This window comes from Vitreimonas sp. (assembly GCF_036392335.1).
Classification (GTDB): Bacteria; Pseudomonadota; Alphaproteobacteria; order Caulobacterales; family Aquidulcibacteraceae; genus Vitreimonas.
Genome location: NZ_DASVYD010000021.1, coordinates 75,569 through 96,875, shown reverse-complemented (window position 1 = coordinate 96,875; position 21,307 = coordinate 75,569). Strand labels below are relative to the sequence as shown.

Genomic DNA, 21,307 nt, shown 5'->3' with positions numbered 1-21,307 from the left:
ACTAACGCCCAAACTTCTGAAACTTCACCCGGCTCGGAATAATCTCCGTCACGCCAAGTCTCCGCATCTTGTCCGCTTCGTAGCTGTCGAAATCGCCTTCGAACCATTCGACATGGCTATCGCCTTCAAAGGCGAGGATGTGCGTCGCCAGGCGGTTCAGGAACCAGCGATCGTGGCTGATGACGACGGCGCAGCCGGCGAAATCCTCGAGCGCGGCTTCGAGCGATTGCAGCGTTTCGACGTCGAGATCGTTGGTCGGTTCGTCGAGCAGCAGCACGTTGGCGCCGGTGAGCAGCGTCTTGGCGAGGTGGACGCGATTGCGTTCACCGCCCGAGAGCAGGCCGACTTTCTTCTGCTGATCCGAGCCTTTGAAATTGAAGCTCGATACGTAAGCGCGCGACGGCACATCGCGGCCATTGATGGTGAGAATGTCGAGGCCGCCTGAGATTTCCTCCCAGATCGTCTTCTTGTCATCGAGCGCATCGCGCGATTGATCGACGAAGCCGAGCTTCACGCTCTCGCCAATCGTGATCGAACCTTCGTCCGGCTTTTCCTGGCCGGTGATCATGCGGAAGAGCGTCGACTTGCCAGCGCCGTTCGGGCCGATAATGCCGACGATGCCGCCCGGCGGCAGCTTGAAGGTAAGCCCGTCGATCAGCAGCTTGTCGCCAAAGCCCTTCTTCAGCCCGTCAAATTGAATGACATTTTGACCCAAGCGCGGGCCCGGCGGGATTTGGATGGTGGCGAAGGTTTGCTTTTCGCGCTCGGCCTCGGCGGCCATTTCCTCGTAGCGCGCCAAGCGCGCTTTCGACTTGGCTTGGCGGGCCTTCGGCGATTGGCGCACCCATTCGAGTTCGCGCGCCAGCGCCTTCTTGCGTTCGGCGCTTTCGCTTTGCTCCTGCTCGGCGCGCTTGGCCTTGGCTTCGAGCCAAGCCGAATAATTGCCCTCGTACGGATTGCCCTTGCCGCGATCGAGTTCGAGCGTCCATTTCGTGACTTGATCGAGGAAGTAGCGGTCGTGGGTGACGAGGATCACGCAGCCTGGAAACGCTTCGAGGTGATGCTGCAGCCAGGCGACGCTTTCGGCGTCGAGGTGGTTGGTCGGTTCGTCCAGCAGCAACATGTCCGGCTTCGACAGCAGCAGACGGCAGAGCGCGACGCGGCGGCGTTCACCGCCTGAGAGCTTTTCCACGCCGCTATCGTCCGGCGGGCAGCGCAGCGCATCCATCGCCATGTCGATTTTGGAATCGATGTCCCAGGCGTCGGCGGCGTCGATCTGCTCTTGGAGCTTGGTCATCTCCTCCATGAGCTCGTCGGTGTAATTTTCGCCGACTTCCATGCTCACTTCGTTGAAGCGGGTGACGAGCTTCTTTTCCGCGCACCAGCTTTCGACATTTTCGCGCACATTGAGCTTCGGATCGAGCTGCGGCTCCTGCTCCAGATAGCCCATCTTGGTGCCGGCGAGCGGCTTGGCTTCGCCGGTGAAGTCCTTGTCGAGGCCCGCCATGATCTTGAGCAGCGTCGACTTACCCGAGCCGTTGACGCCGACGACGCCGATCTTCGCGTCCGGGAAGAACGACAGCCAGATGTTCTCGAACACCTTCTTGCCGCCCGGATAGGCCTTGGTGAGGCCCTGCATCGAGAAAATGTATTGCGCCGGCTGTTGCGCCATGGGTTCGCGGTCCTGTGGGAAATGAGAGCGCGGGATATAGCGACGCGCTTGGCGGGCGTCGAGGCGTAATTGCGGGCGATTCTTAACAGGAACTGGAACGGCGCAGTCGCGGTTAGGCCCTTACGCCCACGGAGGAAAAGATGGCCACACCGCAGACCCAATCCCGTAAATCCGCCCGCAAGACCGAAGCCGCGCCGGACGCGATCACCTTGCTCAAGAACGACCACCGCGAGGTCGAGGGCTGGTTCGACGAATTCGAGGAAACCAATAGCGGCGCCAAAAAAGGTAAGCTCGCGCGCCAGATCTGCATCGCCCTGAAGGTGCACACGCAGATCGAAGAAGAGATCTTCTATCCCGCCTGCCGCGCCGCCGGCGTCGAAGACGACATGATGGACGAAGCGGACGTCGAACACGACGGGGCCAAGAAGCTGATCGATGAGATCGAAGCCGGCAAGCCGGGCGACGACCATTGGGACGCGCGCGTGAAGGTGCTGTCGGAGATGATCAAGCACCACGTCAAAGAAGAAGAACAGCGCGACGGCATGTTCGCCAAGGCGAAGAAGGCCGATCTGGATTTGGAGGAACTCGGCGCGCAATTGCAGGCGCGCAAGGAAGAGCTGATGGCGCGCATGTAGACGCAAACAAAAAAGGCCGGCGATTGCGCGCCGGCCTTTCAGGTTTGTTTTTTGGCCGCTTAACGCGGCGTGCCAATATTCTCATCGAGGAACGTGTTCAGCTCACGCAGCATCTGCGTGCGCGTTTCCGCGTTCGAGAGCCAGTGGTCGTCGCCCTGCATTTCGACAAAGCGATGCGGCTTACCGGCCGCGCGCAGACGCTCGACCATCAGCCGCGATTGCTCAACCGGCACGACGGTGTCGTCGACGCCATGCAGCAGAAGGATCGGCACACGCACATCGGCCGCGCGGTTCGCGGGCGAGATCGAGCGCAGACGCTCAAGATCGTTGCGGCGGTCGCCGATCGACAGGCGCCACCAATCCGACGTCGAACTGCGCGTGCTGCCTGTTCTGGCGGTGGTGTCGTCCAGCATGCGGACGACATCGGACACGCCGGCGATCGACGCCGCGCAGCGATAGCGGTCCGGCGTGATCGTCGCGCCGGCGAGCGCCGCGTAGCCGCCATACGAGGCGCCGACAATGCAGACACGCTCGCGGTCCGCGATGCCGGCGCGGACCAGCGCATCGACGCCGTCTTCGACGTCGGTTTGCATGACGCCGTCGCCCCAGCCGCCGCGACCAGAATCGAACCACGCGTGACCGTATCCGGTCGAGCCGCGGAAGTTCGGTTGCAGCACGGCGTAGCCGCGTGAGGCGAGGAAGCTCGCCCACCAATCGAACGCGAAATTGTCCCGTGCGTGCGGCCCGCCATGGACGAGAAGCACGAGCGGGAGATTGCGCTGCGTGCCTTCCGGCAGCGTCAAATAGGCCGGGATCGACTGACCATCGCGCGCGCGGTAATTGATCGCTTGACGCACGCCAAGCGCCGCCGCGCCACGCAGCTCCGGGTAGGTTTGCGCCACGGCGCGCAAGCGATTGGCCTGGGGCTCGTAGATATAATAGGCGCCCGCGTCCGTGCTGGTTTCACCAAACACGACGAACCGGCTGCGATCGCGCGACCAGCTGGTGATGACCGCATAACCGTCCGAGAATTGCGCCGCCATGCGATCATGGACAGCTTGCATCTCCGGCTCAAAGAAACGCTGCTGCGGGAAGTCCTCCGTCCAAGCCGCGCCGATCACACGATGGGACCACGGATCGCGAATGGAGCGGCCGACATCGTATCGATCATGCTGAACAAGCACTTCGGTCGAGCCGTCGCGATTGACCGCATAGACGCGCGACCGCGGATCGTCGTTCAAGCGGTCGGCAATAACGAGGCGACCGTCTTGCAGGAAGCCAGACATATTTGGCGGTTCGCCAATGTCCGTGCTGCCCTGCATGACCTGCCGCGGCGCGCCCCCCTCATACACGAACAGGCGCCAAACATTAGTGCGCTCGTCGGCGTCCATGCGTGCGCCGAACGAGCCCGAATCGTTGAGCACGATGTCCCTCGTTTCCGGCGAACCAGAAGCGACCAACGTGTCGCGCCCTGTGTCCAAATGCACGCGATAGATGGCTTGGCGCGGCGAATCCGGCTGGCTCCAGCTGATGATGCGCGCGGAGTTTGGATCGCCCTCAATTGGCGCGGTGATGTTGGTCAGACCGACGCGAAACGCCGCGTAACGGTCGTCGCCAACGTTCAAGTATTGCACATTGCCGTTGCGCAGCGCGAGCACGCCCACACGCCAATATTCGATTAGCGCGGTGCGTAGCGCGCCTGCGGTGTGGGCGCCGGCCATGGTGTTGGGATTGCGGGTTTCGCTGGTAAAGAAGAAGGCGTGCTCGTCGCTGCCCCAGCCCACGCCGCGCAGCTTGTTGCCTTCGGGCGCCGCGAGCGTGTGCTCGACCGCGCCGGTTTCCAGATTGACGATGCGGAAGAAGCTGCGCCCTTCCGAGAAGCCTGATAGCGCGATGCGCTGACCGTTCGGCGAAATCGCGACGTCGCTGACGGCCGGCAACCGGCCGTACGCCTCGACAGGCGCCGGCGCCGTCACCGTGATCGGCGCGTTTTGCGCGGTCGCACTCACCGGCAAAAACGCCGCGACCGCCCACACGAGCGCCGTGTACCAAATTCCACGCATGTGAACCCCCACATTTATGCCCGGACCCTACGGGGCGGAGCCGCAAAATCAATCCCTGGCTGCAGGGTCGCAGGCGGAGCGCCCACGATGCAGACGCGCGGGCGCTGGGATTGCGGCCTAAACGAGAAGGGCCGGCGCGAGGCCGGCCCTTCCGCAATGGCTTGACCCGTTCGTCTTACGCCGGAACCCACGCACCGTTGGGCGTGCGGCAGAAGGTTTCCGGCGGCAATTGTTGATTGCCGTATTGCGGATCGCTGACGGTGGCGCTGACACGCCGGCATTCCGCGCCATAGCCCGGCGCCGCTTGCGGCGCGCTGACTTGCAGCGAGCGCGCTTGGCCTTGATCCGATTGCCAGGAATCGTTCACACCCTGCCCGCTATTGAGCGACTGATAATAGGCGTTCTCCACGCGCTGCTGTTCGCGCGCGGTGAGATAGCGGCACACGCCATAGGTGCCTGCGCCGACCACGGCCGCGCCCAAGGCGGCGTTTTCGGCGCGATTTTCGCGCGGACCTTGGGTGGCGCCCACAACCGCGCCGATGCCGGCGCCAATCAGGGCATTGCGCATGCATTGCGACAATTGCGTGCGACCGCTGCTGCCGTAACCACCGCCGTAGCCGCCCGTGGTTTCACACGACGCCAACAGCATCGCGCCAGCGAACACAGCGGCCATCATCTTTGTACGCATTATAAATCTCCGTTCATGTCGCAGCCGCCCCTCCAGGCCGCGCGCAACATATGGCTCAGACATTCACTTAGCAGATTGCGCGGCCGCGCGCAGCTATGGCGCAACGACCGTGCAAACCGCCTCGGCGGCGCCTGGCCTGTTCCAATATACCTCATTCGAACGGCCACGCAGCTCCATGCCGTTCGCCGAATAACGGAAGCCCGCGCCAATAATGCGCGCGGGCAATTCGACGGTTGTGTAGCCCTCTTGTGACACGCGTGCGACATCGGGGGCGCGAAGGAAGGTGACGCTCAGATCCGATCCGTCCTCGCAATGGAATTGGCGCGTCACCGGGCCGGTGTCCGGCGCGGGGCACGGGGTCTGACACGCCGCTAAGGCGAAAACGGCAAGAAGTACGGCGACGCGCATGCGAGAACTCCCAGACATCGTCGCTTCTTACGCCAGTTCCGCGCACGAGCGAAAGCCGCGCGAGCGCTTTGGCTTGCTCCGCGCGGCGCGTACACCCTAAGTTCCGCCAGTTTCCCGGGGGAGCGCGCATGTCGAATGGCTTTTTGATCGTGGCGGAAGCCGACCGGGCGGCCGCCTACGACCTCAGCGACGGATTTGGCCTCGATGTGATCGGCGCCGCCACACTGGGCGATCTCGACGCCACACTCGCCGCGCTCGCGCACGCCCCCAATGTGGGTATCGTGCTCTCCCACGCCGCGGCGCAGGAGGCCAACTTTGTGGCGTTGCTTCAAGCGCTGGCGCAACGCTTAGGCGGCGCGCAATTGATTGTCGTTGAGCCGGACGCGCGCGCCGCGTTTGCGTTCCTGCCCAGCGGGTGGCCGGAGATGAGTTTCGCGCTTGCGCATGAGCGCGCCAGCGAGCTCATGCGCCGCCGTCAAGCCAGCGACGGCGCGACCGAACCGCCGCATGCCGCGCCACTGCCGCCCACGCCGCCGCCGGAAGCGCCGCCGCCGGCTGTCGAGCCGGAGCCGATTATCGAGCCGGAAGCGGCGGCGCACGAACCTGCGCCGGAGCCTGAGCACTTTGAGCAACAACAACAGCAGCAAGAACAAGTCGCGCCAGTTGAGGAAGCAGCGCAAGACTCTGCGCCTCCACTAGCGGATGAGATTGAAGCAAAGAGTGAAGCGCCGGCGCCGGCTGACGAACCCGCGTCGGACGCAGAGGCGCTTGATCAGCTTGAACCATCGGGCGGCGATGATGCGGGGCTCGTCGGCGCGCCAGAACCTCAGGGCGAGCCTGAGGTGACGCGCGGCGGCTTCGAGGCTGAGGCGCCGGCAGAGCTGGAGCCTGAGGCGCCGGTCGCTGCTGGCGCGCCGCCGGTTTTGGTTGAAGAACCAGTGGCGGCCGCGCCGCCGCCAGCGCTGGAGGACGCGCCGCCAGAGCGGCCCGCGCCCGCGCCGGCCGCGCCGATCCCCGCGCCGCCGCAGCATTCCGCACCGTCGGCGGCGGACGCACCGCCCCCGCTGCAATCGCGCGCACCGGAAGAAAACGACGCCGCCGCGCCGCCGCAGAAAAAAAGCGCGCCTGCTGCGCGCAGCCGCGCAGCGGCCGCCTCCGCACCCGCCGACGCCACCGCATTCGCGCCGAAGAAAGTGCGTCGCGGCACGCCGGAATTGGTGCGCGTCGCCATCCACCAGCCAAAAGATTTGAAAGCAGTGATCAAAGCCGCACGGCAAATCGATCCGCGCACCGAGCCTGCGCCGCAAGGCATGAGCATCGGCGATGTCGCGTTGGGCGCAAGCGTCGGCGTGTCGCTTGAGGTGCGCGGCGCGGCGTGCGACGGCGCGGTGCAGCGGCGCACCTGGCGCGGCGATCCGATCGATTTCAATTTCTCGGTCGAAGCCGACGCCGATGTGAAGCAAATCGTCGTTCTAGCGCGCGTGTTCGTGGACGATGCGCAGATCGGCGTGCTGGCGTTCACGCGCCCGGTGATCGGGGCCGACAAGAAAGCGCAAGGCGACGGCGACAAGGTGCGCCTGAAACGCCACAAGCGTGTCTTCCTCTCCTATTCCAGTACGGACCGCGAAACGGTCGCCGCAATCGCCACCGCCTACGCGTCCGCCGGCGTCGAGCACTTCTGGGACCGCACGTCGCTGAAGTCGGGCGAGGAATGGAGCCCGCGCCTGCGCAAGGAGATCGAACGCGCCGATCTCTTCCATCTCTGCTGGTCGAAATCGGCGGCGACATCGGAATGGGTGGAAAAAGAGGCGACCTACGCGCTAACGCGCCGCCGCCGGGCCAAAAAGCCCGAGATCACGGTGCAGATGCTCGACGGCCCGCCCTGGGCCAAGCACCCAGACAGTCTCGACAGCATCAATTTCGACGATTTTGTCCGCGCGGCGATCGTCGGCTATGCGCGTGGCGACGGCGAGGCTTGACGGCGGCGCCAACCGCACGCACATGCGCGTCACGCATTGGGGCCTGTAGCTCAATGGTTAGAGCCGGCCGCTCATAACGGTCTGGTTGCAGGTTCGAGTCCTGCCGGGCCCACCATTGCCTCATGATCGCTGACGTGTAGCCCCACTGAGCCCCCTCAGTTTGCGGCGCGAACGCGCCTAGCCCTCAGCGAACACGGCGCGACGCGGGCCCATATAGCCGAACAGGAAGGCGCCGACTTTGCGCATCTGAATCTCTTCGGAGCCTTCGGTGATGCGATAGCGGCGATGGTGGCGATAGATGTGCTCGAACGGCTTGTGGCGCGAATAGCCGATGCCGCCGTGTACTTGCATGGCGCGGTCGGCGGCCTCGCAGCAGAGCCGGTTCGCCCAATAATTGCACATCGAAACTTTGTCCGAGAGTTCGTGCTCGATCTGCTTGTGCGGCATGCGATCCATTTCCCACGCGGTCTTGCGGATCAGCAGACGCAGCATCTCGGCTTGTGTCGCGAGTTCGATGAGCGGCCATTGGATCGCCTGGTTCTCGGAGAGCGGCTGGCCAAACGGCTTGCGATGGCGCGCATATTTCACGCTCTCTTCGATACAATAGACCGCCGCCCCCAGGGATGACGCCGCTTGGCGAATGCGGTTCTGGTGGACGAAACTTTGGCCCAGGCGCAGACCGCCGCCGATCTGGCCCCAATAGGCGTCTTCCGGCACCCACACATTGGTAAGCGATACACGCGGGTGATCGGTCGGCATGTTGAAGGTCCAAAGATATTCCTCGACCTTCACACCGGGCGTATCGGCCGGCACGATGAACGTAGTGATGCCCTTGGAATCGCCGTCCTTGCCGCTGGTGCGGGCGAAGGTGAGGATGTGGGTGGCGACATGCATCCCCGTCGTCCACATTTTCTCACCGTTGATCAGCCAGCCCTTCTTGCCGTCCTTCTCGTGCGGCACGGCGCGGGTCTCCATGTGCGTCGCGTCAGAACCGTGATTGGGTTCGGTGAGGCCGAACGCCGTGATCATTTTGTGATTGAGCAGCTTCTCTGAATCGCGCGCGTATTGCTCCGGCGTCGCGAATTCCTTGAACATCACCACGAACGGATTGTTGCTGACGATCGAGTGCTCGTTCTGCAGATCGTTATGCAGGCCCAAGCCCTTGGCGGCCAGGTGTTCGCGGATCACGGCCAGCCAAAGCTGCGAGCCGTCCTTGCCGCCCAATTCTTTCGGCCAGGCAAAGCGCAGATGCCCAGCCTTGTCGGCGCGGCGGCGCGCTTCGGCCAGCAGCGCTTCCCATTCGTGCTTCGGCAGCCCGCCCTTCTCCCAATCGGTGCGCTCGTACTCGCGGCGATGGTCGAAATATTTGATGTTGTCGTTCTCGTTTTCGAGCGGCTTGATCTCCGCGTCGATGAAACGGTCGAGTTCGCCCAAATAGGCGATCAGCTCCGGCGGCAGATCAAAATCCATCGCGATACTCCCTAGTCCTTATTTTGCGTGGCGCGGCGATAGGCCGAATAGGTAGGCTGATCGACCGCGAGTTTTTCAAGCGCGGTGGCGCGAAGGTGTGCAGCCAGCCCAGGCGTCGCCAAATCCATCTCGCCTGATTCAATGCGGGCGCAGAGTGCGCGGTTGAGCCCGTAGAGATCGCCCGCTTCGCCAAGCAGCGCCTCCAGGCGCGCGCGTTCGGCCGCGTCACTCTCCGGCGTCAGCGCGAGCGTGCGCCGCACCAGCTGCAGCGCATTGAGGGTCACGCGCATGTCGAACGCGGCGCGGCCCTTCAAATCGGGCAGAGTGATGTCGCGCAGATGGGCGATGGCGATGTCGAGCACGGCGATGGCGGAGGGGTGATCCTGCATCAGGCGGCGCCTTCCAACAAATTGAGCAGATCGAGTTCAGTTTCCGAGGCGCGCCGCGCGATCATCGGCCGCTCGATTGTGAACGGCCCCTCGCCGCGCAGAAGCACACCAGACATCGTGCAGATCACGCCCCAGCGTAGCGTGCCGACAATCTCCCAAAACCGAACGCGCTCTGGATCGACCTTGGCGCCGCTCACCGCCTCGTAGCCCACGAACAAATCCTCGCGTGCGCCGAAGCCGCCCACGGGTTTGTCCATCACGCCAAAACGCCACGAATTCACACAAATCCAGCCGAGGTCTTCCATCGGATCGCCGGCATGGGCCAATTCCCAATCGAGCACGGCGCGGACGCCCTCCGACCCCATCAGCAAATTGCCATTGCGGAAATCGCCATGGACGATGGCCGGCGCGGCCGGCGCTAGCATGTTTTGGCGCAGCCAGCGGAACGCAAGCGAGAATACAGGCCGCGGCCAATCCTCGGCGCGGTACGCCTGTTCCAATTCATCGATGACGCGTGCGGTGTCCTTCATTGGAAACTCGGACACGGACGCAAGCGGCAGCTTGTGGATGCGCGCCAATATCTCTCCGCACTGACGCGCCAAATGCGGACGCACGGCGGCGAAGGCGTCGTCGCGCACGATGCGCCCGCCGAGCGCTTCGCCTTCGACGAAGCTCATGAAGAATCCGGCGCCAAGTCCGTCCGTGGCCGAGAGCGTGTGCAGCACGCGCGGCGACGGCACGCCGGCGTCGTGCGCCAAGCCAATCAATTGCGCCTCGGTTTCGATGGGGATCGCCAGCTCACTCGCAGCGCGCATCGGCGGTTTGCGGCGCAGCACGGTGCGCAGCTTGCCTTCGGGCGTCTCCAGCACAACCAGCCACAATTCCTGGCTGGCGCCGCCGGACAATTGCCGGGTCTCGGCAACGCCGGTCGCGCCGGGCGCCAGCTGCGGCGCAAGCTTCGCCAATGCGTCGAGATCGAGAGAAGGCGTGCTCATCGCCGCCACATTCCGACGTTTGTTTTCGCCCTGCAACTGCACGCCGCGCCATGCCGTGGCGGAACCGCGCGCACTTGCGAAAGCCTATCACATCTCACAGGACACAACGCGCTGGGTCAGGCGCGAACACGTGGTATGCTGCTTATATGGTCAACGACCCGAAAAAGCGCTCACCGCTCGATATGGATTCGTATCTCGGTTGGAAGATCGATTTCGCCAACCCGTCGGGCGCGCCGGCTTTGCTCGGCCCGGATTCGGTCCATTGGCGCATTTACAAAAACCCCATCGCGCTCGGCATTGGCGGTGTGGCCGCTGTATTGCTCGAGTTCGCCGACGCGCGCATCCGCTCCGGCGTTTGGGATCACTCGATCTACAAAGTCGACCCGATTGGCCGCTCGCAACGCACCGGCATGGCGGCCATGGTCGGCGTCTATGGCCCCGCCGCCGCCGCGCGCCGGGTGATCCAGGGCGTCACCAACATGCATGCGCGCGTCGAAGGCAAGACGCCAAGCGGCGAAAGCTATAAGGCGCTCGACGTCGAATTACTCGATTGGGTGAGCGCTACGGCGGGCTATGGATTTCTTACCGCGTATGATCGCTTCGTGAGCCCGGTCTCGGCGGCGGACAAGCTGCGCTTCTACGAAGAGGCGGCGCCGGTCGCACGGCTCTATGGCGTGCAGAACACGCCAAAATCCGACGCGGATTTTCTGGCCATGATGGAAAAGCTCGCGCCGCGCTTTGAGCCGCATCCGATTGTGGGTGAGTTTTTGTCGATCGTGGAATCCGGGCCGGGCGCAATTGGCTTGCCGACATCAGTACGCTGCGCCATGGCGCGTGCGTCTGTCGCCATTCTGCCGCCGCTGGTGCGCGAGAAGCTGCAACTCGGCGCCGCGTATGACCTGAGCCCCCTTGATAATCTGATGATCCGCGGGCTCGGCGCACTTGCTGAGCGCGTGCCCATCGCCAAAGCCCCGCCCGCGCAGGCTTGCCTTCGCCTCGGCCTGCCGGCGAACTTTCTCTATCGCAGTCGCGCCGCGCAAGCGCGCTTGCTTGCCGATTGGTCGCCGCCTGCGCCTGCGGCAGCCGTCGCCGCGGAATGATCAGCGCCGCTTGGCGCGCGTCGGCGTGAACGAACCCGCCAAGTGATAGGATTCACCAGCGAACGTCTGCACCACATGCGTGATCGCCACGCCATTGCGCCAGGTGCGCCGCTCTAGGCGGAGGCACGCGGCATGCGGATCGATCGCGAGCGCACCGGACACCTTTGCGTCCGCATTCACCGCCGAGACACGATGTTCGGCTTGCGTCCAGGGCACGTGATCGAGCAACCACGCGCCCGGGGCGATATGGGCGAAATCCGCTTCGGCGGCGCTCGGCACGGCCTTCAACGCGATCAGCCGCCGCTCCAGCGCAAACGGCCGCTTGTTGGCGCTGTGCAGGCACTCGACCGCGAGCAATGCACCGCCATCCGCCAAAGCCTGCTCGTCGGCATTGCCACGCGCCGGCTTGCGCACCGCGCGCGAGATCAACTTGTACGAATAATCCTGCCCACGCTGACGGATTTCAGCCTGGATGTCCGGAATATCCAAAATCGACAAATGCACCGGCGGCTGCGCCACGAACGACCCGGCGCGGCGGCGGCGCACGACAAGTCCCGCACTCACCAATTCCGCGATCGCCTTGTTCACGGTCATGCGCGAGCATTGGTATTTCTCCATCAGCTCATGTTCGAACGGAATCCGATCGCCCGGCTTCCAAGCGCCGGAGAGGATTTTCCGCTCGATGTTCGAACGAATGCGCGCGTGCAGCGTATTGGTATCGGGGCGCTTGCTCACGCGAGGATGCGCCCTAGGGCTTGCGTGTAGCGTTGCTGAATAGCGTCCCGCGCGAGGTGGCGGCCGTCCTGCACGATCTTGCGGCCACGGCGCCAGACGTCTTTCACCAAGCGCTTGCCGCCGGCGAACACCCACGAATCCAAATGCGCGTCGCCGCTGCGGTGCGCGAGCAAGGATGAGGCGCCGTCCAGGCTGACGATATCCGCCGGCGCGCCAATCTTTAGACCACCCTGGCTTTGCGTGGCGCGTTGGCCACCCGCGAGCGCCCGGCGGAAGAGCTCGCCGCCGGTGCTGCCTTCGGCTTGCGCCAATACGGAGCGCTTCCGGCGCGTGAGCCGCTGCGCGTATTCCATCGTCCGCAATTCTTCACCGGCATCGATCAGCACATTGGAATCAGTGCCGATCCCGAACGCGCCGCCTGCTTCGAAATATTCGACGGCGGGAAACACACCGTCGCCGAGATTGGCCTCGGTGATCGGGCATAGGCCAACGACGGCGCCGCTTTGCGCCATGGCGCGCGTTTCCTCTGGCGTGACATGCGTTGCATGGATCAGGCACCAGCGTTGATCGACCGGCGCGTTCTCCATCAACCACTGCACGGGCCGCTTGCCGGACCAGGCCACGCAATCATCGACCTCGCGCGTTTGCTCAGCGACGTGGATGTGGATCGGCCGGTCGCCGGCGATGGCGACCAGATCGCGCAGCTCTTCGGGCGTCACCGCGCGCAACGAATGCGGCGCCACGCCGACATTCGCGTCCGGCAAATCGCGCACCATCCGCCCGCAGGCTTCGACCATCCTGGCGAAGCTTCCGACATCAGAGATAAAGCGACGCTGCCCGCTCACGAACGGCTTTCCAGCGAAATTCGCGTGCGCGTAAAACACCGGCAGCATCGTCAGCGCGATACCGGTGTCGCGCGCTGCGTTGACGATATGCGCGGAAATCTCGGCCGGGTCTGCATAAGCGTCGCCGCGTTCGTCATTGTGCAAATAGTGGAATTCGGCGACGCGGGTGAAACCACCTTCGAGCATTTCCATGAACGCCAACGCGGTGATGGCCTCGATCTCCTCGGCGCCGCCGCGATCGAGGAAGCGGTACATCAATTCGCGCCAAGACCAAAAATCGTCGGCGCTTGGCCCGCGTCGTTCCGTGAGCCCAGCCATCGCGCGCTGGAAGGCGTGGCTATGCACATTGACGAGCCCCGGCAGCGCCACCGCGCCGCCCTCTTCGCCCGAAGCGCGCGCTACATCTGCTTCGATGCCGACGATGGCGCCATCGCGCAACTGGAGCCGCACGCCCGGCGCCCAGCCCGTCTCCAACAAGGCTTCCGCGAACCAAAGGCTCGTGCCGTCATTGCTCACTGGACAACCTCGCCGCTTCGTCTTTATGTATAGACATATTCCAGGCGAAGGAAAAGGCCGCATGCAGTGCGATCGAGTTTGGCGCGACGCCCGCCTGGCGACGATGCGCGAAGACCTGCCCGGCCTTGGCGTGATCGAAGACGGCGTGGTTGCGGCGCAGGGCGATCGGATTGTTTTCGCCGGCCCGGCCAGCGAAGCGCCTACACTCAACGCCAGCGAAACGATCCGCTGCGACGGCCGCTGGATCACGCCTGGCCTGATCGATTGCCACACGCACCTCGTTCATGCCGGCAATCGCGCGCACGAGTTCGAGTTGCGCTTGAATGGCGCCACCTACGAGGAAATCGCCCGCGCCGGCGGCGGTATCATTTCGACAGTGAACGCGACCCGCGCGGCGAGCGAACATGAATTGATCGCGGCGTCGCTGCCTCGGCTCGATGCGCTGATCGCCGAGGGCGTGACCACGATCGAGATCAAATCCGGCTACGGCCTCTCGCGCGAACACGAGCTGAAGCAATTGAAGGCCGCGCGCCGCCTAAGCGAAGAACGCCCGATCAGTGTCTCACCGACCTTGCTGGCCGCCCACGCCCTGCCGCCGGAATTCGCCGACGACGCCGATGGCTATATCGATGAGATTTGCGCCAACATTATCCCGGCTGCAGTCGGCGTCGCGGACGCCGTCGATGCGTTCTGCGAGAACATTGCTTTTACGCGCGAACAGACCGAGCGCGTGTTCCGCGCCGCACGCGGCTGCGGCTTGCCAGTGAAGCTGCACGCCGAACAGCTTTCCAACCAAAACGGCGCGGCGCTTGCGGCCCGCTATGGCGCGCTCTCCGCCGACCACCTCGAATATCTCGACGAAGCCGGCGTCGCCGCGATGAAGCGCGCCGGCATGGCGGCCGTGATGTTGCCCGGTGCGTTCTATTTTCTGCGCGACACGCATCTTCCGCCGATCGCGCAACTGCGCGAAGCCGGCGTGCCGATGGCGCTGGCGACGGATTACAATCCCGGCACCTCGCCGCTGACATCGCTGCTGCTGGCGATGAACATGGGCGCGACGCTGTTTCGGCTGACACCGGAGGAATGCCTGCTCGGCGTCACGCGTCACGCCGCCCAAGCGCTCGGCCGCGGCGGTGACGTCGGCGCACTCGAAACCGGCAAACGCTGCGATCTTGCGATCTGGAACATCGAACGGCCGGCGGAACTGGTTTACCGGATGGGCTTCAACCCATTGCACGCGCGCGTTTGGGGCGGCGAATGAACGAGATCATCTTGCATCCGACGAAGGCTACGCTGGCCGATTGGCGCGCAATCTATAGCGGCGCCAGCGCACGCTTGGACGATTCCACCACGCCTGCGATTGAAGCAAGCGCCGCCGCCATCGATCGCATCCTCGCGCGCGGCGAGCCGATCTACGGCATCAATACCGGCTTCGGCAAACTCGCTGGCGTCCGCGTCGCCGATGCGGACCTCGCGCAGCTTCAGCGCAACATCGTGCTGTCGCACGCTGCCGGCGTCGGTGAACCCATGCCGGCGCAAATCGTGCGGCTGATGTTGGCGCTCAAACTCAACAGTTTGGGTCAAGGCGCATCTGGCGTACGGCCGCAAACCATCGCGCTCATGGAAGCGATGCTCGCGAAGCGGCTTTATCCGGTGATCCCAGCGCAAGGCTCGGTCGGCGCCTCGGGCGATCTCGCGCCGCTCGCGCACATGGCCTGTGCGATGATCGGCGTCGGCGAGATCATCACAGATCGCGGTGTGAAACCCGCCGCCACGGCACTGGGCGAAGCTGGATTGAAGCCGCTTGAGCTCGCCCCGAAAGAAGGCCTCGCTCTTCTCAACGGCACGCAATTCTCCACGGCCTACGCCCTCGCCGGCCTCTTCGAGGCCGAACGCCTCTACCAATCCGCGCTTGTCACCGGCGCGCTGTCGACGGAAGCGGCCAAAGGCTCCGACACGCCGTTCGATCCCCGCATTCATACGCTGCGCGGCCATCGTGGGCAGATCGAAACGGCGGGGGCGTTGCGGACGCTTATGTCAGACTCGGCCATAAGAGCGTCGCACTTGGCCGGCGACGAGCGCGTGCAGGACCCCTATTGCTTGCGTTGCCAGCCGCAAGTGATGGGCGCAGTGCTCGACATGCTGCGCCAAGCTGCGACCACGCTCGAAATCGAAGCGCGGGGCGTCTCTGACAATCCGCTGATCTTTGCGGATACCGACGAGGCGCTCTCAGGTGGCAATTTCCACGCCGAGCCTGTCGCTTTCGCCGCCGACATGATCGCCATTGCGCTCTGCGAAATCGGCTCGATCGCCGAGCGCCGCATCGCCATGCTGGTCGACCCCGCGCTCTCAGGCCTGCCCGCGTTTCTGACGCCGCGCCCGGGACTGAATTCGGGCTTCATGATCCCGCAAGTGACAGCGGCGGCGCTGGTTTCCGAAAACAAGCAGCGCGCTTATCCCGCGAGCGTGGATTCCATCCCGACTTCGGCCAACCAGGAGGATCACGTCTCGATGGCCGCGCATGGCGCGCGTCGCTTGCTCGGCATGGCCGCGAACGTGGATGAGATCATCGCCATTGAATTGCTCGCCGCGGCGCAAGGCTGCGACTTCCATGCGCCTCTGACATCGAGCCCAGCGCTCGAACGCGTCCGCACGCGCATCCGCCAGGATGCGCCGACACTCGCAGACGATCCGCATTTCAGGCCGCTGATGCAAGCCAGCGCCGCGATCGTGCGGGCGGGCGACGTGATCCGGGCCGCCGACGTCGAATTGCCAGGCGTCGCCACATGAGCGATTGGCTGCATGTCCACGAGGGCCACGCGCCGCTGATCGTCGCCATGCCGCATGTCGGCACGGAGATTCCGCCGTCGATCGAACCGCGCCTGATCGATCCGTGGCGCGCGCGCAAGGATGCGGATTGGTGGATCGAAAAGCTCTACGCGTTCGCCGCCGGTCTTGGCGCCACCATCGTTCGCACCACAATCTCGCGCACTGTGATTGACCTCAATCGCGACCCTTCCGGCGCCTCGCTCTATCCGGGCCAAGCCACCACGACACTTTGCCCTACGGACACGTTTGACGGCGAACCGCTTTATCAGCCGGGCCAAGAGCCCGACGCCGCCGAGATCGCACATCGTCGCGCGACTTGGTTTGATCCGTACCACGCTTCGCTGCGCGTTCAGATCGAACGCTTGCGCCATACGCACGGAAGCGTGGTGCTTTACGATGCGCACTCGATCCGCTCGCGCGTGCCGCGCTTGTTCGAGGGCGAGTTACCGCATTTCAATATCGGCACCAATAACGGCGCGACATGCGCGCAAGCTTTGAGCGATGCGGTCGCCGCCGCGTGCGCGAACACGCCATTCTCCAGCGTCGTCAACGGCCGCTTCCGCGGCGGCTGGACGACGCGTCATTACGGCGAGCCCGCACGCGGCGTGCACGCGATCCAAATGGAGCTCGCCTGCCGCGGCTACATGGATGAGCCGAGCGCGCCCTTCACCGCCGCCAATTGGCCTACACCATTCGACGCCGCACGCGCCGCGCCCATGCAAGCGGCGCTCTCAAACGTACTGCAAGCCTGCATCGCCTTCGCCCAAGAGGAAAAGCCATGAGCCGTCACGACAATACGCGCGTGATCCGCGCCCCGCGCGGGTCCGAACTCTCGGCGAAATCCTGGCTCACCGAAGCGCCGATGCGCATGCTGATGAACAATCTCGATCCGGACGTCGCCGAGCGCCCGGAGGATTTGGTCGTCTATGGCGGCATCGGCCGCGCAGCGCGCAATTGGGAGAGCTTCGATCAGATCGTCGCTACGCTGAAGCGCCTGGAAGACAACGAAACGCTCTTGATCCAATCGGGCAAGCCCGTCGGCGTTTTCCGCACGCACGCGGATGCGCCGCGTGTGTTGCTGGCGAACTCCAATCTCGTGCCGCGCTGGGCGACTTGGGATCATTTCCACGAACTCGATCGCAAGGGCCTGATGATGTACGGCCAGATGACGGCCGGGTCGTGGATCTATATCGGCGCACAGGGCATCGTGCAGGGCACGTACGAGACGTTCGCTGAGATGGGTCGTCGCCACTATGGCGGCGATCTCTCGGGCCGCTGGCTGCTCACCGCAGGTCTCGGCGGCATGGGCGGCGCGCAACCGCTCGCGTCCGTATTCGCTGGCGCATCGTGCTTAGCGATCGAATGCCAACCCTCACGCATCGATATGCGCGTGCGCACCGGCTATCTCGACGTGGTCGCCAAGGACATCGACGATGCGCTCGCGAAGATTGAGCAAAGTTGCAAGGAACGGCGTCCGATTTCTGTCGGTCTGCTCGGCAACGCCGCCGAAGTGCTGCCCGAATTGCTGCGCCGCGGCGTGAAACCCGATCTGCTGACAGATCAAACCTCCGCGCATGACCCGGTGAACGGCTATCTGCCGAAAGGCTGGACGCTCGCGGAATGGGAAGATTCGCGTAAATCCGATCCGCGCAGAGTCGAAGCCGCCGCGCGCGCGTCGATGGCCGAACATGTCCAAGCCATGCTCGAATTCCAAAAGCGCGGCGTGCCGACCGTCGATTACGGCAACAACATTCGGCAGATGGCCAAGGAGGAAGGCGTCGCCAACGCGTTCGACATTCCGGGCTTCGTGCCAGCCTATATTCGCCCGCTCTTCTGCGAAGGCATTGGCCCCTTCCGTTGGGCCGCGCTCTCCGGCGACCCGGAAGACATTTATCGCACCGACGAAATGGTGAAGCGTCTGCTGCCGGACAACCGACATCTGCACAATTGGCTCGACATGGCCAAGGCGCGCATCAAATTCCAAGGCCTGCCGGCGCGCATTTGCTGGGTGGGCCTTGGCGATCGCCATCGCTTGGGGCTCGCGTTCAACGAGATGGTGGCCAAGGGCGAATTGAAAGCACCGATCGTGATCGGTCGCGATCATTTGGATTCAGGCTCCGTCGCCTCGCCCAATCGCGAGACCGAAGCGATGCAGGACGGTTCGGACGCCGTCTCCGATTGGCCGCTGCTCAACGCGCTGCTGAATTGCGCGTCGGGCGCGACCTGGGTGTCGCTGCATCATGGCGGCGGCGTTGGCATGGGCTTTTCGCAACACGCCGGCATGGTGATCGTTTGCGACGGCACGCAGGCCGCCGCCGAGCGCATTGGCCGCGTGTTGTGGAACGATCCCGCGAGCGGGGTCATGCGCCATGCGGACGCCGGCTATGACATCGCCATCGCCAGCGCGCAAAAACACAAGCTCGATCTGCCGAGCCTCAAACGCTGAGGCTGAGCTCCGGGGCCGGCAGCGTGCAGGACGTACGCAACAGCGCCGCGCCGGAATGATCATACGCCGAAAACGACATCCGCGTTTGCCCGGCCGCATCGCGCCCGCGCGTCCAGATCACTTCGCAACGGGGCATGTCTTCGCCCCACGCCGCGCGGAGCGCGTCCTCTGCCTCGAGCAGCGCGCCGTATTGATCGTAAGCGTGCAAGACCACTTCGATACGCTGACACACATCCTGCAGCTTGGTGCGCCGCAAGGCGCGCACGAACGCTTCCGCGCCGCCTTGCGTGGCGCGCAAACTGGGATCGCGCTGGCGATGATAGGTCTCTGCACTGGCTAACATGGGTCTGCTCCTCGGATTGAAGCCGACCAGCGCGCACAACAAAAAACCCCGCTCCTTCGAGCGGGGTTTCGGGTCTTGCGAACCGATCGGCGTGGCTTAAAGCGCGCGCCTTCCCCCCGCTTGGGACGGAAGAATAATGCTTACGATAATCGAGACGTTCTGGGCGCGCGTGCGGGCGCCGGCGTCGATCGCCGTAAGCTCCACACGTTTTTTAAGACCATTCAGGCCCATAAAGCGCAACCCTTCCGTTTTAGCCTAGTGACACAGCGTTTTGCGTCGCGCAAGCGGGCCAGAACAAGCTGCCTGGCGCCTGTGCTCCCCGCGCAACGGCGGCTACCAGCGATTATGCACCTTTTCCGCAAACCCGATCAGGTCGCGCACCTCAAGCTTGGCGCCGTCGTCCAGCACGACCGCACCGGTGAAGCGGCCGAACACCTGATGCTGATCGGATTCGATCGGCCCAACATTCGCATGCGAGGCGCGATCGACGATCGGCGCGAAATTCATCTCGAAACGACCATCATTGCTGCTGAAGCGCCAAGGCGAGCCGTCGAGCTTGCCTTCCGGCAAATGGAACGTGACTTGATCGAGCTTGTGCGCACGGCCATCGACGAACACCATGTTCTCGCTCGCGGCCGAGGTGTCGCCAAAGCCATAGCCGATGTTGAAGCCGAACGCGCGGCCATCGACGACGCCGGAGGCCGAGCCCCAATACCACGTGTTGTCATACGTCCAGACGCCGCGGCCCCAATCGAGCACGCCCATCGATGTCTCGGGCATGAAAGCAAAGCGCTCGCCGCCGACGGTCACTTCGCCGCTGGCCCGCAGGCAATTGATTTTTTGGTTGTAGTAGAAGGCGCGCGGCGCGTTCGGGAACGGCGTCGCGATCACCATCCGGTCCATTGCCGGCTGCGCCAGGAAGAGCTCGCCTTTCAGCCCACGACCTTTGTCGAAGCCGGGCGCCTCAACTGAAATCACGCGGCCGCCAGGCGCATGGCGATAAGCGATGCGCACGCCGCCTGACCCAAACGCGACATCGCCCGTGTCCGCGCTCTCCGGCAGCTTCATCTTGCCCATCGGAAACGGAACCATGGCTTCCACCGTGGTGGCGGAGGCCGCGCGAAAATCGAACCAGGTCGCGGCAAGGAAGCCGAGATAGTCATTATCCGCCATCGTCAGCGCGAGACCGTACGCGTCGTTCAAGACGCAGTAATAATCCCATTCCTTGATCTTGAGCGGCCCGGCCTTGATCGCGCTGCGCTTGTAGCGGCGTGCTTCTTCAGTCGCCCAGCCGCGCTCGACGAGACGGCCCTTGGCGTCCAGCAGATCGCCCCTGCCCATTCGGTTTTGCATGTTTCCCCCCGTTCGCCGCCAATCTCAGCGGGCGCGACTCAGTGTCAACCTACGCCTTAACGGCACTGGCCAAGGCGCGCGGCGTTGCTTACCTAGAGAGTTGGGAGATACCCATGCTTTGGTTCATTCTTGTCTCGGCCGTCGCCATTATCGGCATCTCGGTGTTTGTTGGTCGGGCCATCTCCAAGCCGCGCGGCAAGCAAATGACCAATCAGGAGAAGGTGACGGCGCTCAAAGCCTCGGGAGCGCTGCAGCACCGCAAGTCCAACCGGCCGACGCGCTGATGGCCGAAACCGCCCGCGCCCCACTGCCGACGGAGAAGGCGGCCGCTTACGCGGCGCTGCGCGCGGAAATCGCCGCCGTGGTCGCGGGTGAGCCAAGTCGCACCGCCCGCTACGCCACAGCGGCGTCATTGCTCGCCAACGCCTTCCCCGACCGCTTCTTTTGGACCGGCTTCTATCTGGTCGATGAAGCCAAAGGCGATGAACTCGTCGTCGGCCCCTACCAGGGCACGCTCGGCTGCCTGCGCATCCCATTCGGCAAAGGCGTCTGCGGCGCGGCCGCCGCCAAGGGTGAGACCATCCTGGTGCCGGACGTCCACGCCTTCCCCGGCCACATCGCCTGCGACAGCCGTTCCAATTCCGAGATCGTTGTCCCGGTGTTTGACCAGGCCGGCAAGCTCGCCGCCGTCCTGGACGTCGACTCCACCCAGTTCGACGCCTTCGACGCCGTCGACCGGGCCGGCCTCGAAGGCATCTGCGCCGACCTGCTGAAAACGCCATAAAAGCCCGGTTGGCCCAAGCCCCGGCGGGGCCTATGACAGCCCCAAAATCAGCTTTGG

At 64.2% G+C, this 21,307-nt stretch carries 20 protein-coding genes and 1 tRNA gene; 10 read left to right on the top strand and 11 right to left on the bottom strand.

Going from position 1 to position 21,307, the window contains the following annotated elements; genetic code table 11:
* Nucleotide 1: 1 nt before the first annotated feature.
* On the bottom strand, nt 2-1,672 hold the full coding sequence (ettA, locus tag VF769_RS04855) for an energy-dependent translational throttle protein EttA (protein WP_331007243.1): 1,671 nt from the start codon (nt 1,670-1,672) through the stop codon (nt 2-4).
* A gap of 140 nt (nt 1,673-1,812) precedes the next feature.
* Between ettA and VF769_RS04850 the strand changes: the two genes are divergently transcribed.
* On the top strand, nt 1,813-2,307 hold the full coding sequence (locus VF769_RS04850) for a hemerythrin domain-containing protein (RefSeq protein WP_331007242.1): 495 nt from the start codon (nt 1,813-1,815) through the stop codon (nt 2,305-2,307).
* A gap of 59 nt (nt 2,308-2,366) precedes the next feature.
* On the opposite strand, the gene VF769_RS04845 is transcribed toward VF769_RS04850, so the two are convergent.
* From VF769_RS04845 to VF769_RS04835, 3 genes are all read right to left on the bottom strand, one after another.
* Complete coding sequence (locus tag VF769_RS04845; RefSeq protein WP_331007241.1) at nt 2,367-4,370, bottom strand: S9 family peptidase; 2,004 nt, start codon at nt 4,368-4,370, stop codon at nt 2,367-2,369.
* A 175-nt stretch (nt 4,371-4,545) separates the two neighbouring features.
* Nucleotides 4,546-5,058, bottom strand: coding sequence for a hypothetical protein (locus VF769_RS04840; RefSeq protein ID WP_331007240.1), 513 nt, complete (start codon nt 5,056-5,058; stop codon nt 4,546-4,548).
* A gap of 93 nt (nt 5,059-5,151) precedes the next feature.
* The gene (locus VF769_RS04835; protein ID WP_331007239.1) at nt 5,152-5,466 is read right to left on the bottom strand and encodes an MliC family protein; all 315 of its coding nucleotides are present in this window, start codon (nt 5,464-5,466) and stop codon (nt 5,152-5,154) included.
* A 128-nt stretch (nt 5,467-5,594) separates the two neighbouring features.
* Between VF769_RS04835 and VF769_RS04830 the strand changes: the two genes are divergently transcribed.
* Entirely contained in the window at nt 5,595-7,445 is a 1,851-nt protein-coding gene (locus VF769_RS04830; protein ID WP_331007238.1) for a toll/interleukin-1 receptor domain-containing protein, read from the top strand.
* A gap of 39 nt (nt 7,446-7,484) precedes the next feature.
* Nucleotides 7,485-7,560: transfer RNA gene (locus VF769_RS04825), tRNA-Ile, on the top strand.
* Between the two features lie 62 nt (nt 7,561-7,622).
* Here the strand turns inward: VF769_RS04825 and VF769_RS04820 are convergent.
* The 3 genes from VF769_RS04820 to VF769_RS04810 are packed head-to-tail and all read right to left on the bottom strand — an operon-like array spanning nt 7,623 to nt 10,299.
* Complete coding sequence (locus VF769_RS04820) at nt 7,623-8,915, bottom strand: acyl-CoA dehydrogenase (protein WP_331007237.1); 1,293 nt, start codon at nt 8,913-8,915, stop codon at nt 7,623-7,625.
* A gap of 11 nt (nt 8,916-8,926) precedes the next feature.
* A complete protein-coding gene (locus tag VF769_RS04815) occupies nt 8,927-9,304 on the bottom strand; it encodes a DUF6285 domain-containing protein (RefSeq protein WP_331007236.1) in 378 nt (125 codons plus the stop codon).
* Complete coding sequence (locus VF769_RS04810) at nt 9,304-10,299, bottom strand: phosphotransferase family protein (RefSeq protein WP_331007235.1); 996 nt, start codon at nt 10,297-10,299, stop codon at nt 9,304-9,306. The genes VF769_RS04815 and VF769_RS04810 overlap by 1 nt, the downstream gene beginning before the upstream one ends.
* A 146-nt stretch (nt 10,300-10,445) precedes the next feature.
* On the opposite strand from VF769_RS04810, the gene VF769_RS04805 reads away from it, so the two are divergent.
* Entirely contained in the window at nt 10,446-11,399 is a 954-nt protein-coding gene (locus VF769_RS04805) for an oxygenase MpaB family protein (protein WP_331007234.1), read from the top strand.
* Here the strand turns inward: VF769_RS04805 and hutC are convergent, their stop codons facing one another.
* Nucleotides 11,400-12,134, bottom strand: a complete 735-nt coding sequence (gene hutC / locus VF769_RS04800; RefSeq protein WP_331007233.1) for a histidine utilization repressor — start codon at nt 12,132-12,134, stop codon at nt 11,400-11,402. It lies immediately after the preceding gene.
* Nucleotides 12,131-13,495 (bottom strand): formimidoylglutamate deiminase, encoded by a 1,365-nt coding sequence (locus tag VF769_RS04795; protein ID WP_331007232.1) that lies wholly within the window; start codon nt 13,493-13,495, stop codon nt 12,131-12,133. The genes hutC and VF769_RS04795 overlap by 4 nt, the downstream gene beginning before the upstream one ends.
* A 61-nt stretch (nt 13,496-13,556) precedes the next feature.
* Between VF769_RS04795 and hutI the strand changes: the two genes are divergently transcribed.
* Genes hutI through hutU form a run of 4 tightly spaced genes read left to right on the top strand, consistent with a single transcriptional unit; the run spans nt 13,557 to nt 18,770 of the window.
* Complete coding sequence (gene hutI, locus VF769_RS04790; protein ID WP_331007231.1) at nt 13,557-14,756, top strand: imidazolonepropionase; 1,200 nt, start codon at nt 13,557-13,559, stop codon at nt 14,754-14,756.
* Entirely contained in the window at nt 14,753-16,285 is a 1,533-nt protein-coding gene (gene hutH / locus VF769_RS04785) for a histidine ammonia-lyase (RefSeq protein ID WP_331007230.1), read from the top strand. The genes hutI and hutH overlap by 4 nt, the downstream gene beginning before the upstream one ends.
* On the top strand, nt 16,282-17,106 hold the full coding sequence (hutG, locus tag VF769_RS04780; RefSeq protein WP_331007229.1) for an N-formylglutamate deformylase: 825 nt from the start codon (nt 16,282-16,284) through the stop codon (nt 17,104-17,106). The genes hutH and hutG overlap by 4 nt, the downstream gene beginning before the upstream one ends.
* Complete coding sequence (gene hutU / locus VF769_RS04775; RefSeq protein WP_331007228.1) at nt 17,103-18,770, top strand: urocanate hydratase; 1,668 nt, start codon at nt 17,103-17,105, stop codon at nt 18,768-18,770. Before hutG ends, hutU begins: the two co-directional genes overlap by 4 nt.
* Here the strand turns inward: hutU and VF769_RS04770 are convergent.
* Together VF769_RS04770 and VF769_RS04765 are read right to left on the bottom strand one after the other, a co-directional pair.
* Nucleotides 18,760-19,113: a hypothetical protein gene (locus VF769_RS04770; RefSeq protein WP_331007227.1), complete on the bottom strand. Its 354-nt coding sequence runs from the start codon at nt 19,111-19,113 to the stop codon at nt 18,760-18,762. The two genes, hutU and VF769_RS04770, sit on opposite strands and share 11 nt — an antisense overlap.
* A 333-nt stretch (nt 19,114-19,446) precedes the next feature.
* Nucleotides 19,447-20,466: a DUF2804 domain-containing protein gene (locus VF769_RS04765; protein ID WP_331007226.1), complete on the bottom strand. Its 1,020-nt coding sequence runs from the start codon at nt 20,464-20,466 to the stop codon at nt 19,447-19,449.
* Nucleotides 20,467-20,579: 113 nt separating this feature from the next.
* Between VF769_RS04765 and VF769_RS04760 the strand changes: the two genes are divergently transcribed.
* Both VF769_RS04760 and VF769_RS04755 read left to right on the top strand, forming a co-directional pair.
* Complete coding sequence (locus VF769_RS04760) at nt 20,580-20,750, top strand: hypothetical protein (RefSeq protein WP_331007225.1); 171 nt, start codon at nt 20,580-20,582, stop codon at nt 20,748-20,750.
* The gene (locus tag VF769_RS04755; RefSeq protein WP_331007224.1) at nt 20,750-21,250 is read left to right on the top strand and encodes a GAF domain-containing protein; all 501 of its coding nucleotides are present in this window, start codon (nt 20,750-20,752) and stop codon (nt 21,248-21,250) included. Before VF769_RS04760 ends, VF769_RS04755 begins: the two co-directional genes overlap by 1 nt.
* Nucleotides 21,251-21,307: the final 57 nt, after the last annotated feature.